General features: G+C 50.1%; 15 protein-coding genes. 9 read left to right on the top strand and 6 right to left on the bottom strand.

Going from position 1 to position 14,573, the window contains the following annotated elements; all coding sequences use genetic code 11:
* Nucleotides 1-103: 103 nt before the first annotated feature.
* Both JJU14_RS05340 and JJU14_RS05345 read left to right on the top strand, forming a co-directional pair.
* Nucleotides 104-877 carry a DUF3530 family protein gene (locus JJU14_RS05340; RefSeq protein ID WP_228611559.1) on the top strand — a complete coding sequence of 258 codons (774 nt, stop codon included), beginning with the start codon at nt 104-106 and terminating at the stop codon, nt 875-877.
* A gap of 42 nt (nt 878-919) precedes the next feature.
* Nucleotides 920-1,345, top strand: a complete 426-nt coding sequence (locus tag JJU14_RS05345) for a hypothetical protein (RefSeq protein ID WP_228611560.1) — start codon at nt 920-922, stop codon at nt 1,343-1,345.
* Here the strand turns inward: JJU14_RS05345 and JJU14_RS05350 are convergent.
* Both JJU14_RS05350 and djlA read right to left on the bottom strand, forming a co-directional pair.
* Nucleotides 1,303-2,145 (bottom strand): ion transporter, encoded by an 843-nt coding sequence (locus tag JJU14_RS05350; protein ID WP_228611561.1) that lies wholly within the window; start codon nt 2,143-2,145, stop codon nt 1,303-1,305. The two genes, JJU14_RS05345 and JJU14_RS05350, sit on opposite strands and share 43 nt — an antisense overlap.
* A 36-nt stretch (nt 2,146-2,181) precedes the next feature.
* Entirely contained in the window at nt 2,182-2,991 is an 810-nt protein-coding gene (djlA, locus tag JJU14_RS05355) for a co-chaperone DjlA (protein ID WP_228611562.1), read from the bottom strand.
* Between the two features lie 243 nt (nt 2,992-3,234).
* On the opposite strand from djlA, the gene lptD reads away from it, so the two are divergent.
* The 7 genes from lptD (at nt 3,235) to JJU14_RS05390 (ending at nt 11,972) form a co-directional block, all read left to right on the top strand.
* Nucleotides 3,235-5,523, top strand: a complete 2,289-nt coding sequence (gene lptD / locus JJU14_RS05360) for an LPS assembly protein LptD (RefSeq protein WP_228611563.1) — start codon at nt 3,235-3,237, stop codon at nt 5,521-5,523.
* A gap of 11 nt (nt 5,524-5,534) precedes the next feature.
* Nucleotides 5,535-6,818, top strand: a complete 1,284-nt coding sequence (surA, locus tag JJU14_RS05365; RefSeq protein WP_228611564.1) for a peptidylprolyl isomerase SurA — start codon at nt 5,535-5,537, stop codon at nt 6,816-6,818.
* A 3-nt stretch (nt 6,819-6,821) separates the two neighbouring features.
* A complete protein-coding gene (pdxA, locus tag JJU14_RS05370) occupies nt 6,822-7,835 on the top strand; it encodes a 4-hydroxythreonine-4-phosphate dehydrogenase PdxA (protein ID WP_228611565.1) in 1,014 nt (337 codons plus the stop codon).
* Nucleotides 7,832-8,641: a 16S rRNA (adenine(1518)-N(6)/adenine(1519)-N(6))-dimethyltransferase RsmA gene (gene rsmA, locus JJU14_RS05375; protein WP_228611566.1), complete on the top strand. Its 810-nt coding sequence runs from the start codon at nt 7,832-7,834 to the stop codon at nt 8,639-8,641. The genes pdxA and rsmA overlap by 4 nt, the downstream gene beginning before the upstream one ends.
* A complete protein-coding gene (gene apaG / locus JJU14_RS05380; protein WP_228611567.1) occupies nt 8,638-9,012 on the top strand; it encodes a Co2+/Mg2+ efflux protein ApaG in 375 nt (124 codons plus the stop codon). Before rsmA ends, apaG begins: the two co-directional genes overlap by 4 nt.
* Nucleotides 9,013-9,023: 11 nt before the next feature.
* Nucleotides 9,024-9,845: a symmetrical bis(5'-nucleosyl)-tetraphosphatase gene (locus tag JJU14_RS05385; protein ID WP_228611568.1), complete on the top strand. Its 822-nt coding sequence runs from the start codon at nt 9,024-9,026 to the stop codon at nt 9,843-9,845.
* 117 nt (nt 9,846-9,962) lie between these two features.
* Nucleotides 9,963-11,972: a methyl-accepting chemotaxis protein gene (locus JJU14_RS05390; RefSeq protein WP_228611569.1), complete on the top strand. Its 2,010-nt coding sequence runs from the start codon at nt 9,963-9,965 to the stop codon at nt 11,970-11,972.
* Nucleotides 11,973-12,041: 69 nt separating this feature from the next.
* Here the strand turns inward: JJU14_RS05390 and JJU14_RS05395 are convergent, their stop codons facing one another.
* From JJU14_RS05395 to rpmA, 4 genes are all read right to left on the bottom strand, one after another.
* Nucleotides 12,042-12,416 (bottom strand): DUF3718 domain-containing protein, encoded by a 375-nt coding sequence (locus JJU14_RS05395; protein ID WP_228611570.1) that lies wholly within the window; start codon nt 12,414-12,416, stop codon nt 12,042-12,044.
* Nucleotides 12,417-12,491: 75 nt separating this feature from the next.
* Nucleotides 12,492-12,980, bottom strand: a complete 489-nt coding sequence (gene folA / locus JJU14_RS05400; RefSeq protein ID WP_228611571.1) for a type 3 dihydrofolate reductase — start codon at nt 12,978-12,980, stop codon at nt 12,492-12,494.
* Between the two features lie 11 nt (nt 12,981-12,991).
* Complete coding sequence (cgtA, locus tag JJU14_RS05405) at nt 12,992-14,164, bottom strand: Obg family GTPase CgtA (protein WP_228611572.1); 1,173 nt, start codon at nt 14,162-14,164, stop codon at nt 12,992-12,994.
* Nucleotides 14,165-14,320: 156 nt separating this feature from the next.
* The coding region (gene rpmA / locus JJU14_RS05410; RefSeq protein ID WP_228611574.1) for a 50S ribosomal protein L27 at nt 14,321-14,573 on the bottom strand (253 nt) is incomplete at its 5' end.

The following is a 14,573-nucleotide window of genomic DNA, read 5'->3' on the forward strand; positions in this document are numbered from 1 at the left end:
GTCTCTTGCCTAAAAAACCGCTGCCAGTCAGCGGTTTTTTTTAATTTTTTCCCCTGCTGGCCGATACAAGGTGCTCTAACCAAATACTCAGCCGGAGCTTCAGATGCAATCCTTTGGTTTCGTAGTGCTTTTGCTGTTGCTCCTGTCTGGCCTGCCAGCAACAGCACAAACCCAACCAAATTGGCTGCAGGCAGATCTTCAGCATTACCTGCCAGACTGGGAACTACGTCTTCTTGGTGAAGTACCAAATGCTTTATTGGTTGTGCATAGGGAAGCCATGACGCCCTATCAACAAGGGACACTTTTATTGTTGCCGGATCCAAGCCAGCATCCAGCCTCACCACGCCAAATCAACTTCCTGCGCCAAGCAATGACTGAGCACGGCTGGTCTACCGTTGCCATCCTTCCAAACTATCCTGTCAGTACAGACTCTGAGACTGAGATAGACAATGACGAGACGTTGAATCATTTCCAACAGCAATTGCAGCTGGTACTGACTCAGCAAGATTGGCAGGCAGGTCACCTGGTGATCCTGGCACAAGGGCAAAGCGGCAGCTTACTCAGCCAGCTGGATTGGGCCCAGCTAGCCAGACAACCAGAAGCATTGGTTTTCCTAAGCAGTTATCATACCGACCCAGCCAGTAATCGTCAGTTGGCGCAACGGATCTCTCGCCAGACGATCCCTGTACTCGATCTGGCGCATCATCATGACCACCTGCATATAACCAGTACCTTTGAGCTTCGACGACAATGGAGTCAGCGACATGCAAATTTAATGTACCGTCAGCGTCTGCTAACAGGCCATGCCGAGCTGGAAACCACACAACAAGTGATGTATAAAGAGGTGTATGGCTGGCTCAGCTATCTCGGACTATAATCTGTAGCGAGTGTTCCCCAACACATTCTTTTGGTATCAGTGATGAAAAATACAACTCGTATCCTGTTTACTTTAGCAGGCCTAGGCCTGTTGCAAGCGTGCTCTTCCCCAGCTCCCGTGGTCATCGTGCCAGTTGAAGTGATTCCGGAACCAATCAGCAGTGTTGGCAGCACCATGACGTTGATTGAGCAAGCTCATATTTGCCATGATGAAGCAGAAACACGTCGCCTGGCAGCCAGTTCCCAGTTACGTGCCATGGCTCGCTACCTGGCGGAGCTGCTGCCAACGGATCAATGCACCATTCATACAGTAACCAGCGAAGTGGTGGTGCTGGAAGAATCCGAAGGGTACCGTAAAGTCTCGCTGGAAAGCTCTGAAGTGTTTACCTTTGATAATTACCTGCTGCCAGCCGCCGCCACTGCAGCTCAACCATCCCCTGCTCTACCAGCGACGGTATCCTGCTGCTGATCCAACCGGCTGTTTAATCGGGCCACCTGTTGCTGCAGTGCGGTTAGCTGCTGCAGCAACTCAGTATGGTGGTCCTCTTGCTGCTGATGATCTTCTTTTCGGGTTTCGTTGGTCATAATTTCCAGAATCACCCCCACCATCATATTCAGGAAAATAAAGGTGGTCAGGAAAATAAACACGATGTAGTAAATCCAGCTAAGCGGATAAACCTCCATAGTGTCGTACATGACATCAGTCCAATCCTCAAAGGTCGCGACCCGGAACAGGGTTAGCATGGAAATCGCAATATCACCCCACAGGAATTCATCAATCTTGGCAAAGAAAATAGAACCAACCGCCGCAAAAATATAGAAAATGATAAACATCAACAGCGCAATATAGCCCATCTTAGGAATGGCTTTTAGCAAGGCATTGATTAAAAAGCGCAGCTCAGGAACAATGGATACCAAGCGCAGCACTCGCAGCACTCGCAGTAAACGACCAATTACCACCATCTCACTGTCTGGCAGCGGAATCAGACTAGCCACAACAATTAAGGTATCAAACAAATTCCAACCGTCATGAAAGAACCTTTTTTTCTGCTCAGCTGATAAAAAGCGGATGCTGATTTCGACTAAAAAGAATAGGGTAATCGCTACATCAAGCACACTGATGCCCTGTTCAAGCCACCCAGGCAGGCGATAGGTTTTCGCGCCTACGGCTAGCGCCGCAATTACAATAACTGCAATCACAAAGCCTTGAAAATAATGGCTTTGCTCAATTTTCTTCAAACGCTGCAGCCAACTGGCATCCATTTGCATGCACGCTACCTCTGAAAAAGTAAATGAAAAAAGGAATCAACGCGCCCGATTTTGCTTGATAAGCGCATAAGCTGCCTGTATCTCTTGGGTTTTTTGCTTGGTCAGTTCCAGCATTTCTTTCGGCATCCCCTGAGCGATTAATTTATCCGGGTGATGCTGCGCCATCAATCGTTTGTAGGCCTTCTTCAACTCAGCTTCACTGCAGCCAGCAGATACACCCAGCAAAGCATAAGCATCCGCCAGGCTCGAATCGGACTGCTGTGTGCTTCGGCTTTGGTGTCGACGATGGGTAAAGCGAGCCTCCGCTTCATAACGCCCGAGGATTTGTTCAAACTGCAGGGCCGAAAAATCCAGTTGCTCTGCTATCAGGCTCAAAAGCGTCCGCTGCCGTGGGATGATTTTACCATCAGCCAAAGCAATACCGAGTTGAATTTCCAAAAACAGCATCAGAACATCAGGCCGGTTGCGGTAGGCCTCTTTTAATTCCTGCAGTTGTTGTTGCCAGGGAAAGTGGCTGGCTTTGCCATCCCGAAAGGCATCTTGTGCCTCTTTTCGCTGAGCAGCGTTCAGGCCAAGCTGCTCCATAAAGTGCTGAGCCTGGCGAATGTGGGCCGGTGTCACCACACCAGATGACTTCGCCAGATGTCCCATCACGGCAAAGGTACTAAACATAAAAATGCCCTGGGCTTCTTGCTGATTGCGGAATAAACGCTGGAAGCCACCCTGACGTTCAAATTGCCGGCTTAGCGCCCGATCAAACCAATGCCCTACCAATAAACCGATAAAGAGACCGGGTAAGCGTAAAATAGCCATACCAAATAAGGCTCCAAGAATTTTACCCCACACCAGAGAACTCCTTCAGAGCCTTGGGAAGTTTTCCAGCTAAGCAGATAGTCAGACAGCCCCCCGTATAACAGCCAGTATCCAGCATCAAATGGCAGCTATTATACCAGTACTACGTGACTGTACCAGTCTCTCACATAGCGTTTGTGCGGCTTGGCAACAGAACAGCATGGCGGGGTACAACAATTTGCTTTATCATAAGCACTCGCGCATTCATCCAAAGACAGATCAAGGTTTAACAAACAGATGACGTTTCGCTTGACCAGCCTGGCGATAGGCTGCCTGATGGCCCTACTTTGTGTCCAGCCCTCTGGTATAGCTGCAAAAATACCGGAAACGCTATCGGAAGCGACACCGCTCAGTTGTTATGCTCCGCTGATTCAACCTGCAGCGTTTGCGAACCTTGATCGTACCAACAATCAGGTGCGTATCGAATCCGAAGGATTGCGGCTTAGTAATAATCAATATGCCAGCTTTGATGGGGCTGTTCAGGTCAGCTATCGTGATACCTTGTTGCAAGCACCTCAAGCTAGTTACGACCAGAGCAAACAACAAATTCTGGCTCAAGGAGGCATCGATTATTTCAGCTCCGCCATTGCCGTGCGCAGTCAACAATTTCGAGCTGATCTCGCCACTAATCGGGTCGAATTATCAGAAGCACATTATCAGTTGGTTGAGCAGGCAGGTCGAGGAGCGGCAGAGGTTCTGTCAGTCACTGAGCGACAACTGCAATTGGAGCGCGCCAACTTTACTGCCTGTCCGGACGGGGATAACAGCTGGGCTTTGCATGCAAACCGCATTCAACTGAACGCCGATGAAGGCTGGGGTGAAGCCTGGCATACCGTATTTAGGGTTCATGATGTTCCAGTCTTGTATTTGCCCTACCTGTCATTTCCTATCTCCGATGAACGTCGCTCAGGCTTGCTTTTGCCCAAGGTGAGTAACTCGCAACGGTTGGGTGTGGATTTAGAGTTACCCTATTATCTGAACTTGGCACCAAATTACGATATGACGCTAACGCCTCGGTTAATGACGAATCGAGGCTTTCAGTTAAAATCTGAGTTTCGTTATCTGACGGAAGCACATCAGGGACTGATGCATCTGGAATACATGCACAAGGATCAAGATAGATCAGAGCTGGGCAAACGCTATCTGGGTCACTATCAGCAACTTAGTGACTTAAACCCTCGCTGGCGCGCGACTGTCGATGTGACTGAAATAAGTGATGATGCTTATCTCAGCGAGCTGGGTTCCGATCATGTTAACCCCACCGATACGCAATTACTAAAGCAAGCGAACCTCTCTTATTTTGGCGATCAAATGCTAGCACGCTTGCAGTTGCAAGGGTTCTCGGTACTGGGTGACTATGACAAAGCCTATATGGCAGTACCTCAACTGGAAGTTCGGGCAGCAGAGGCCCTGCAACTTGCCTGGTTTGAACTCGATTGGCACGCAAACTATACCCACTTTCGCAACGATGCCGCCCTGATCCACTCTGCGCATCGCACCCATCTGGAACCAGAGCTCAGGCTGCCCTGGATCACTCCGGGCGCTGAGTTGGTGGCTGAAGCCAGCCTAATGCATACCCGCTACCAGCAGAATAGCCATCAATTTTTACCGCAGGAAAATAGTCGGGTACAACGTACCTTGCCCAAGTTCCGTTTGCGTGCTCAACTTAACTTTGAGCGTCCGTTGCAAGGTAGCTCAGAAGGCGGCATCCAGACATTAGAGCCACAACTGCAATATCTTTATGTACCTTACAGAGACCAGCGCAACATTGGCTTGTACGACACCACCCGGCTACAGGATGACTACTATGGACTTTTCCGTCAGAACCGCTTTTCGGGCCTGGATCGCATTAACGAAGCGAATCAACTGACCTTAGGCGCAACCAGCCGAATTTATGATGGCTCTGATCGAGAGCTGTTTCGTTTTAGTCTGGGCCAGATTATTTTTCTGGAATCACCCACAGAGCAGGATGATCCCCACCAGCAAAATCTGACCAGTATTGAGTCGATGCTAGCCGCAGAGGCTATGTGGCAATGGCACCATCGTTGGTTTGTCAGTGCCGGTGTGCAGTACGACAGTGATAGCCGCACTCTGGTCAAAAGCAATGCCACTCTGGATTACCGCGGCAGTGACAAAAAGCTGTTTCAGTTGAACCATCGATACAGTCAGGCAGTCTCAGACTACGAAATCAGTCAGATTGGTTTGCTGGGTACCTTGCCAGTTGCTGATGAATGGCAACTGGTCGCCAGTTATTATTACGACTTAAAGCGCAGCCAGTTACTGGATGCGCATCTCGGGTTACAATTTGAGTCCTGTTGCTGGGCAGTCCGTGTTGTCGCAAGACGACAAATTATGGCAGAACTGGGTAGAGAGCCATTTGACTTCGCTGCACCCAGACGCTTTGATCACGGTATTTCGCTGCAATTTGTGTTAAAAGGCTTTGGTGATAATGCTGGTTTTGCCGTCACAGACATGTTATCTAATGGCATCTTCAGCTATCGCCGTCCATATTTATTGAATAATTAGTGTAGGGGTTTATGAGATTATTGTCCTGTATTGTACTTGTCGGTTGCTTGCTGTCCGGGCCTCAGAGCCATGGCGCTGAGCGGGAGATCGATCGGATCGCAGCCATTGTTGATAGTGGTGTAGTGCTTGAGTCCGAAGTCCGGGAAGTCGTGGATCGCGTGAAGCGGAATGCTGCCTCACAGGGCCAGGGTTTACCCTCGGATCAAGTCTTACGAGTACAGGCCTTGGAGCGCCTAATACAAACCAGCTTGCAAATGCAGATGGCCAATCGTATGGGCCTGCAAATCAGCGATGCCCAGCTGGATCAAACCATTCAGCGCATTGCTGCAGGCGAAGGCATGAGCTTGGATCAGTTCAGGTTGCAGGTTGAGCAAGAAGAAGGCAGCTATCAGCAATTTCGTGAGCGTTTGCGCGAAGAGATTACCACCAACGAAGTGATGCGCAATGCTGTTCAGCGCCGCATTTACATCAGCCCGCAAGAGGTTGAAAGCTTACTACGGGTGATGCAGGAGCAAGGAGCCACATCCGAACAGTACAACATTGGCCATATTCTAATTGGTGTGCCCAATCAAGCCAGTACCGATGATATTGAACAAGCCCGTCGACAAGCTGAGCGTGTGCTCGAGTTGCTAAGAGAGGGAACTGATTTTCGCCAGCAGGCCATTACGTCATCATCCGGCAGTCGAGCCCTTGAAGGCGGCGATATGGGCTGGATGAACATCAATGAAATGCCAACCTTGTTTGCCGAAGCCATCCGCGGTAAGCGTCGTGGCGACATGATAGGTCCACTTCGTTCAGGCGCAGGCTTTCATATCCTGACCATCTTTGATATCCGAGGTGAGAATGTCGCTGAAATCGAGGAAGTTAAATCACGCCATGTGCTGATCCGGCCGTCCATTATCTTAAGTGAGGAACGCGCCCGTGATAGGCTTGCCCGCTTTGTCGCAGATTTCCGTAATGGCACTGTCAGCTTTGCCGATTTTGCCCGCGAGCATTCAGAGGACCCTGGGTCACGCAATAATGGCGGTGATCTGGGCTGGGCAGAGCCTGATATTTTTGTGCCTGAGTTCCGTGACACCTTACGCAGCCTGGATCTGAATGAAATCAGTGAGCCATTTCGGACTGAACACGGCTGGCATGTGGTACAAGTGCTGGAGCGCCGCTCGGTCGATGCCACTGCTGATCGGCAACGTGAGCAAATCTACCGAATGATTTTTAATCGCCGCTTTAGTGAAGAGTCTACCACCTTCCTGCGTGAGCTTCGTGATGAAGCCTACATTGAGGTTGTGGATTAAAGCATGACGCAGCGTCTTGGTATTACTCCGGGCGAACCGGCGGGCATAGGTCCTGATTTAGTACTGCAACTGGCCAGTCGTGACTGGCCAGTTGAACTGGTGGTCTGTGCTGATGCCGAGCTACTACAACAACGGGCAAAACTACTGGGGCTGCAGGTCGAGTTGCTCCCCTATCAACCGGACCAAGCGGCCCGTCCACAACGGGCTGGTAGCCTGACACTGGCTCCTTTTCAGACTACTGAAGCCGTAGAGCCGGGTATCCTGAATGAGGCCAATGGTCATTATGTGGTTGAAACTCTCCGTTTTGCCGGTGAACAAACTATCGCCGGGGCTTTTGCCGCTATCGTAACCGGCCCAGTACATAAAGGTATCATCAATCAGGCTGGCATCCCGTTTAGCGGCCACACCGAATTTTTTGCTCATCAGTGCAACAGCAGCCACGTCGTGATGATGCTGGCGACAGAAGGGCTCAGAGTCGCACTGGCAACCACTCATATCCCACTGGCTTATGTCGCGAAAGCCATTACCAGGGAACGTTTGCAAGTGGTACTGCAGGTCTTGCATCAGGATCTGCAGCAAAAATTTGGCATTGAGCGGCCTCGTATCTATGTCTGTGGCCTGAATCCCCACGCCGGTGAGAATGGGCATCTTGGGCGGGAAGAGCTGGATATCATGATTCCTACCCTGGAAATGTTACGGCAGCAAGGCATGGACTTGGTAGGCCCCTTACCGGCTGATACCTTGTTTCAACCCAAGTACCTGAACGATGCCGATGCCGTGTTGGCCATGTATCATGATCAGGGTCTACCAGTACTCAAGCACATGGGGTTTGGTAAGTCGGTCAATATCAGCCTGGGTTTACCCTTAATTCGTACCTCGGTCGATCACGGCACAGCCCTTGATTTGGCAGGAACTGGCCAAGCCGATCCCGGCAGCTTGCTGCATGCCGTCGAGCAGGCCATTCAACTTATTCAGCGTGCATCTCTTCGCACCGCCGGAGCAACCTCAAGCCTATGAATCAAACCGAACACAAAGCCAGAAAACGTTTTGGTCAGAACTTTTTACACGATCCCGTCGTTATCGAGCGCATTGTCAAAGCCATCCGACCACAAGTCGGTGAAATACTGATAGAAATTGGCCCTGGCCTGGGTGCTATTACCGAGCCGGTGGCAGAACGTACAGATCGACTCACGGTCATTGAGCTGGATCGGGACCTCGCAGCACGCTTGGCGCAGCACCCATTACTGGCAGATAAACTAACCATCATCCAAACTGATGCGATGAAGTTTGACTTTGCCAGCCTGGCTGAGCCGGGCAAGAAGATGAAAATCTTCGGTAATCTGCCGTACAATATTTCTACCCCCTTACTGTTCCATTTATTCCATTTTTGCCCTTTGATTGAAAACATGCACTTCATGTTGCAAAAGGAAGTAGTACAACGCATGACCGCAGCTCCTGGTAGTAAAGCATTTGGCCGTTTAACGGTGATGACGCAGTACTATTGCGAGGCCTTACCTGTGGTAGAAGTGGGCCCTGGCGCATTTAAGCCTGCTCCTAAAGTAGATTCCGCTGTGGTCCGGCTCTTACCTCGCAACCGACCTGAAGCAGAACAGGTGCCAGTGCACTTACTAAACCAGGTCTGCCTGGAAGCCTTCAATCAACGCCGTAAAACGCTACGCAATTGTCTGGGTAATCTGGCTACGGCCGAGCAACTTGAATCCCTTGATCTTGATCCGGGGCAACGTCCGGAGCAATTATCGGTTGATGACTTTATTCGCATTGGCCGCTGGTTAGCCACGCAACAGGAAAGCAAAGCCTCATGAACCCAGCAGACATCCGGGTGACAGCAGAAACCTTTTACATTGCCGCACAGTCCGTGCCTGACGAGCACAAATATGTGTTTGCCTACAGCATCCAGATAGAGAACAAAAGCACTGAAACCATACAGCTCCTGCGCAGACATTGGTTAATAAGCGATGCCAACGGCAAGCAAGTAGAAGTAGATGGTGAAGGTGTGGTTGGCGAACAACCAGTGTTGGCACCCAATGAAAGTTACAGTTACACCAGTGGTGCTATTTTGGAAACGCCGGTAGGCACCATGCAAGGCCACTACATTATGCTGGATAAAAACCAACAGGAGTTTCAGGTGGCAATCCCACTGTTCCGCCTGGCACTGCCCAATATTTTGCATTAACAGGAACTATTGTGGCTAGTTACGTCATTGGTGATATTCAGGGTTGCTATGACCAACTGCAGCATCTGCTGACTACTATTGATTTCAATGAAAAACAGGATCAACTGTGGTTGTGTGGTGACTTAGTTGCCCGAGGCCCAAAATCACTTGAAACACTGCGTTTTATCCGCGATCTAGGCACTGCAGCGGTTACAGTTCTAGGCAACCACGATTTAAATCTGATTGCCAGTGCCTATGGCTACGGCCGCATTAAAGTCAGTGATCAACTGGATAGTCTGCAAAAGGCAGCAGATTTTGACGAACTTATTCATTGGTTAACCCAACAGCCTCTGGTCCATAGCCCAGATGAACAACATTTACTGGTGCATGCTGGTATTCCGCCGGGTTGGGATCGTACTCAGGCTCTCGCGCAGGCACAAAGAGTGTCCGAAGCACTGCAACAGGATGCTAAGTCCCTAACGGCCACTATGTATGGCAATGAGCCCAGCAGCTGGTCGACCTCAGACAACATGGATGATCAGCTGCGCTTTACCATCAATGCACTGACCCGAATGCGGTTTTGCCATCCTGATGGCAGGCTTGAGCTCCAAGAAAAAGGCGAGCCCGACAGCAAGAGCCCACTGAAACCCTGGTTTGACTTTTGGCCACAGCAGGCCACAACCACCATTTTGTTTGGTCACTGGGCGGCTTTAAATGGCGTCTGTCTTCACCCAAAAGCCATAGCGCTTGACACTGGCTGCGTCTGGGGGAATCTGTTAACCGCCTATTGTATTCAGACAAAACAGCGGTATAGTGTCAACGGATATCAGAAAAAAACCATGCTGATCGACTAATGCGGCTCTCAGCTTACTTTAGCCTTTGGTATTCAGCATGAATTTAGCTAAACTAATGGCTGATTCAACAGACTTTTCTCTATAAATGTCTGACTGGCCAGTCCATCGGGAGTTTTTATGAAGTTAACTGTAGCGCTCAGGGTCATTGGTGGCTTCGGCATCATCTCCTTACTACTGCTGATCATTGGTATCTCAGCATACTTTAGTCTGAACAGCATCAATAACTCCACCACCCAGGTAAACAACGTATCCATTCCGGCCCTGGAGAACAGCTCGGCGTTGCAGAGCCAGTTTGTTATTATGAGCAAAATCAGCCTGCAGGCTTTTTATGCCGATGAGCTGGATGAGATCAGTCGTTTCCAGCGCCAGTTTAATCAAGAGCGCGAAACCTTCAACCGCTCAGCGCAAAACTTACAGCAGGCGCTTGAAAATGAAGAAGAGCTAAGAGTTGCCTACAACCAGGTACGTGACGTCTACAATCAATTCCTACCAGCCAGTGATCGTTTATTTGATGAGCTTACGAATCGTCTGACTTTACGCGACAACCTGAATCAACGGATGGAAGCGCTGGAAACAGCATCCGACGATGCCGCTATGTTTATTCTGGATTTTACCGATGTCAGCGGTGTTCGCACTCGCTTTCCCGACGCTTATGAATCAGCAACTCAGATTGAAATGGGTCTGAATACTTTGATAAGTACAGCGGTCGATCTGATTCGTACCGAAAACCCCGTCATTGCTAATACTGTCGCGAATGAACTGAATTTTCGCCTGAGTGAGCTAACTCAAAATTTTGCCACTGTGCAGCAACAAGCTGGCAGCCTTGATTTAGTGTCTGATTTGGCAGAGAAAGTAACAGAAATCGAGCAACTCTTATCTGGCAGTAATGGCTTGATCCGTTTGAAAGAACAGCATCTACAATCGATTGAGGCTGCAGAGACTTTACTTGCCCAGACAGATCAGCATACCAATGCAGGTTTAACTCAACTGAATGCCCTGCTTAGCCAAGCCCGCAGTGCAGCCGACGATATTCAGCAAGCTTCTGCTTCGAATGTCAGCAATGCGGTAACCTTCAACTTTGTGGTGATGTTTATCTCTGTGGTGCTGGCTGCTGGTATTACTATCTGGACAGTACGCAGCATAACCCAACCGCTGCACCGGGTTAATGAGATTCTAGGCATTGTAGCTTCCGGCGATTTGACCCGTAAACTCGATGTGAAAGGCCACGATGAGTTTGCCGAGCTGTCGCGTAATTGCAATAAGGTCATCGACAGCCTGCAACAACTGATTAAGGGCATCATTTCCCGCTCTACCCAGCTGGCAGCCGCCTCAGAACAAACCTCAGCTATCACGGTTCAAACCAGTGGTGCCATTAAGGAGCAAAAGTCTCAGGTCACGCAGGCTGCGACCGCTACCACTGAGATGAGCAGCACCTCACAAGGTGTCATGCAGAGCGCCGGTGACGCCTTGGCAGAAATCAAGAATGCCGATAGTGAAGCCGAGCGCGTCAAAGGGATCTCACAGACCAACAAGCAAATCATTACCGAACTGTCGCACGAAGTAGAGCAAGCCTCTTTGGTCATAAACAAGCTGCATCAAGACAGTGCCTCCATTGGTAGTATTTTGGATGTGATCCGTGGTATTGCCGAGCAAACGAACTTGCTGGCACTGAATGCTGCAATTGAAGCTGCGCGGGCCGGCGAGCAAGGCCGCGGTTTTGCTGTGGTTGCCGACGAAGTACGCTCACTGGCCAGCAAAACGCAGGCGTCAACGCAAGAAATTCAGGCGATGATTGAAGTGCTGCAAAAAGGTGCGCAGAATGCGGTAGAAGCCATGAAGAAAGGCAAGAAGCAAGCTGAGAACTGCGTTGCGCAGACCGACATTCAGGACAAGGCGCTGGATTCGATTACCCACGCTGTGCACCAGGCACGGGATATGAGTGAGCAAATCGCCCACGCGGCAGAAGAGCAGAACCAAGTGGCCAATGATATCAGCCAGCTGCTTGAGTCGATTGTTTCAATTGCTGAAGAAACCGCATCGGGTGCCGAGCAAACCTCGGACTCCAGCCACGAAGTTGCTCGCTTGGCTGAGGAACTACGACAGTCAGTCGATCAGTTTAAAGTCTGATCCAGGTTGCTATGCCCAATAAAAAAATCCGCCGTTTGGCGGATTTTTTTATTGGGCGTACCGTTAATGTTAGCTGCCCGCACGATCCTGCAGTGACGCAAACAATGGCGTATCACCAAAGCCATTGGCCTGTGCCCACTCTATATCTCCTGAGTCGGCCAGTTGCGAGCCCGGTAACTGACGAATAATAAATTCGCCAACATCATTCGCATTGCTACGAAATGCATGCCGAACCAAGCTTTCGCCATTGCAAACCACCCCATCGTATATATTCCGCAGTCGTAAACGGTAGTCACTTAATACTTTACGAAAGCGATTGCGATCATCTGCAGCCACGTAGTCACACATGGAGGCGGCTAGTTGCTGATCGGCTGAAGCAACAGGTGCAAACACCATGGCTCCGGCAAGCACAGCACTACAAACCAAAGTAGGCAACAACTTCATCTACGTCTCCTCAAATACACATCAGCTTTAAAATCATAGTAGCAATATGTAGCAGCCTGCGCAAATGTTGATCAGCTAAACCACCCGTTGCAGAGTAATAAACTGATACGCATATGGATTTTTGGTATCAGCTGGATGCTTTTCTTCCGAAAGCAACTGCCAACTGGCAACAGCAAGGTAATCTGGGAACCAGGTATCGCCTGCCAACTCTGCATCAATTTCTGTCAGATAAAGACGCTCTGCTTTTGGCAGACACTGCCGATAGATTTCCGCCCCACCCATCACCATTATTTCTTCATCTACGCTGGTTGCAGCTAAAGCCGCATCCAGGCTATTAAACCATTCGGCATCAGTACCCTCAGGCGCCAGCTGACGGCTTATCACCAGATTACGGCGGTTTGGCAAGGCGCGACCAATGGAATCATAGGTCTTACGCCCCATCAGCACGGTTTTACCTGTGGTAAGACGCTTAAAGTGCTGCAAATCGGCTGGCATATGCCAGGGCATGTCGTTATCCAACCCGATCACCCGATTGTGCGCCATAGCAGCGATCATCGAAATCATATCGCCTCCTGCTAACGCTGGTAAATGACTTCGACCTCGTAATCATCGTCGTCGTCGTCATCGAAATCGTCATCGCTGTCGTCGTGTGGTTGATGGACCGCCTGACTGTGCACTGGCTCATCATCATGCCACTTAAACTGCTCTGGATCGGCAGCGTCGGCATGTTCTTGCTCTCTGGGCAATTCATCCAGATAATCAAATACCGCTTTGGCCAACTCTTTAGTGCCAGTACTGCTGGCAGCAGCAATGCTATAGACTGGGTTCTGCCAATCAAGCGCAGCCACCACCTTGGCTTGGATCTCGGCCAACTCATCGTCGAGTACCAAATCGGTTTTGTTAAACACCAACCAGCGCGGCTTATCAGCCAGCTTAGTGCTGTACTTATGCAGCTCCTCAACGATCACTTTGGCGTTGTCCGCCGGATCCGAACCATCGGCTGGCAACACATCAACCAGATGGATCAGCAGGCGACAGCGTTCCAGGTGACGCAAAAACTGAATCCCCAAGCCAGCCCCCTCGGAAGCACCTTCAATCAATCCCGGAATATCTGCGATGACAAAAGAGCGATGGGCATCGACCCGAACGACGCCTAAGTTCGGGACCAAGGTGGTAAAAGGATAATCTGCGACTTTGGGCTTAGCAGCGGATACAGAGCGGATCAAGGTCGACTTACCGGCATTGGGCAAACCAAGCAATCCAACATCCGCCAACAACATCAGCTCGAGCTGCAAATTCCGGATTTCACCGGGAGTACCGTTGGTTTTCTTGCGTGGGGCTCGGTTGGTACTGCTGGTGAAGCGGGCATTGCCAAGGCCATGCCAGCCACCTTTCGCCACCCGAAGACGCTGGCCTGCCTTAGTCAGATCACCAATCACTTCGTTGGTATCAATATCAATGGCCCGGGTACCGACCGGTACACGTAGCTCAAGATCCTCACCACGTTTACCGGTGCAGTTCTTGCTCATGCCATTCTGACCACGTTCGGCACGGTGAAAACGTTCGAATTGATAATCTACCAAGGTATTCAGATTGGTATCTGCCACCAAATACACGTCACCACCATCACCGCCGTCGCCACCATTCGGGCCGCCTTTGGCAATAAATTTTTCGCGCAGAAAACTGATTATTCCGTTCCCACCATCGCCGGCTTCTACCCGGATCACGGCTTCATCAACAAATTTCATCTGTGGTTACCTGATTCAAAGAATATGGAGTGCATCACGCTATGCTCAGCACTAGTATATACCAAAGTACCCGCAGCAAAACCTTCGCAGTCTGTTTCACGGTTAGCAGATACAAAAAACCCCGCACCAGGGCGGGGTCTTATCGCAGCAGGAAGCTTATTCAGCAACGATGCTGACGTATTTGCGATTGTGCTCGCCTTTTACTTCAAACTGAACTTTGCCGTCAGACAGTGCAAACAGGGTATGGTCACGACCGATACCTACGTTATTACCGGCATGGAATTTGGTTCCACGCTGACGAACAATGATGTTACCCGCTAAAACAGACTCACCACCGAAGCGCTTAACACCTAGGCGTTTAGCTTCTGAATCGCGACCGTTACGGGTACTACCTACACCTTTTTTACTT

The organism is Alkalimonas sp. (genome assembly GCF_020831925.1).
Classification (GTDB): Bacteria; Pseudomonadota; Gammaproteobacteria; order Enterobacterales; family Alteromonadaceae; genus Alkalimonas.

Bases quoted from the DNA above. Each gene is read 5' to 3' on its own strand.
- JJU14_RS05395 (WP_228611570.1), bottom strand. From the start codon at position 12,416: ATGAAGTTGTTGCCTACTTTGGTTTGTAGTGCTGTGCTTGCCGGAGCC.
- JJU14_RS05345 (WP_228611560.1), top strand. From the start codon at position 920: ATGAAAAATACAACTCGTATCCTGTTTACTTTAGCAGGCCTAGGCCTG.
- lptD (WP_228611563.1), top strand. From the start codon at position 3,235: ATGACGTTTCGCTTGACCAGCCTGGCGATAGGCTGCCTGATGGCCCTA.
- folA (WP_228611571.1), bottom strand. From the start codon at position 12,980: ATGATTTCGATGATCGCTGCTATGGCGCACAATCGGGTGATCGGGTTG.
- JJU14_RS05350 (WP_228611561.1), bottom strand. From the start codon at position 2,145: ATGCAAATGGATGCCAGTTGGCTGCAGCGTTTGAAGAAAATTGAGCAA.
- pdxA (WP_228611565.1), top strand. From the start codon at position 6,822: ATGACGCAGCGTCTTGGTATTACTCCGGGCGAACCGGCGGGCATAGGT.
- apaG (WP_228611567.1), top strand. From the start codon at position 8,638: ATGAACCCAGCAGACATCCGGGTGACAGCAGAAACCTTTTACATTGCC.
- rsmA (WP_228611566.1), top strand. From the start codon at position 7,832: ATGAATCAAACCGAACACAAAGCCAGAAAACGTTTTGGTCAGAACTTT.
- surA (WP_228611564.1), top strand. From the start codon at position 5,535: ATGAGATTATTGTCCTGTATTGTACTTGTCGGTTGCTTGCTGTCCGGG.
- cgtA (WP_228611572.1), bottom strand. From the start codon at position 14,164: ATGAAATTTGTTGATGAAGCCGTGATCCGGGTAGAAGCCGGCGATGGT.
- JJU14_RS05340 (WP_228611559.1), top strand. From the start codon at position 104: ATGCAATCCTTTGGTTTCGTAGTGCTTTTGCTGTTGCTCCTGTCTGGC.
- JJU14_RS05390 (WP_228611569.1), top strand. From the start codon at position 9,963: ATGAAGTTAACTGTAGCGCTCAGGGTCATTGGTGGCTTCGGCATCATC.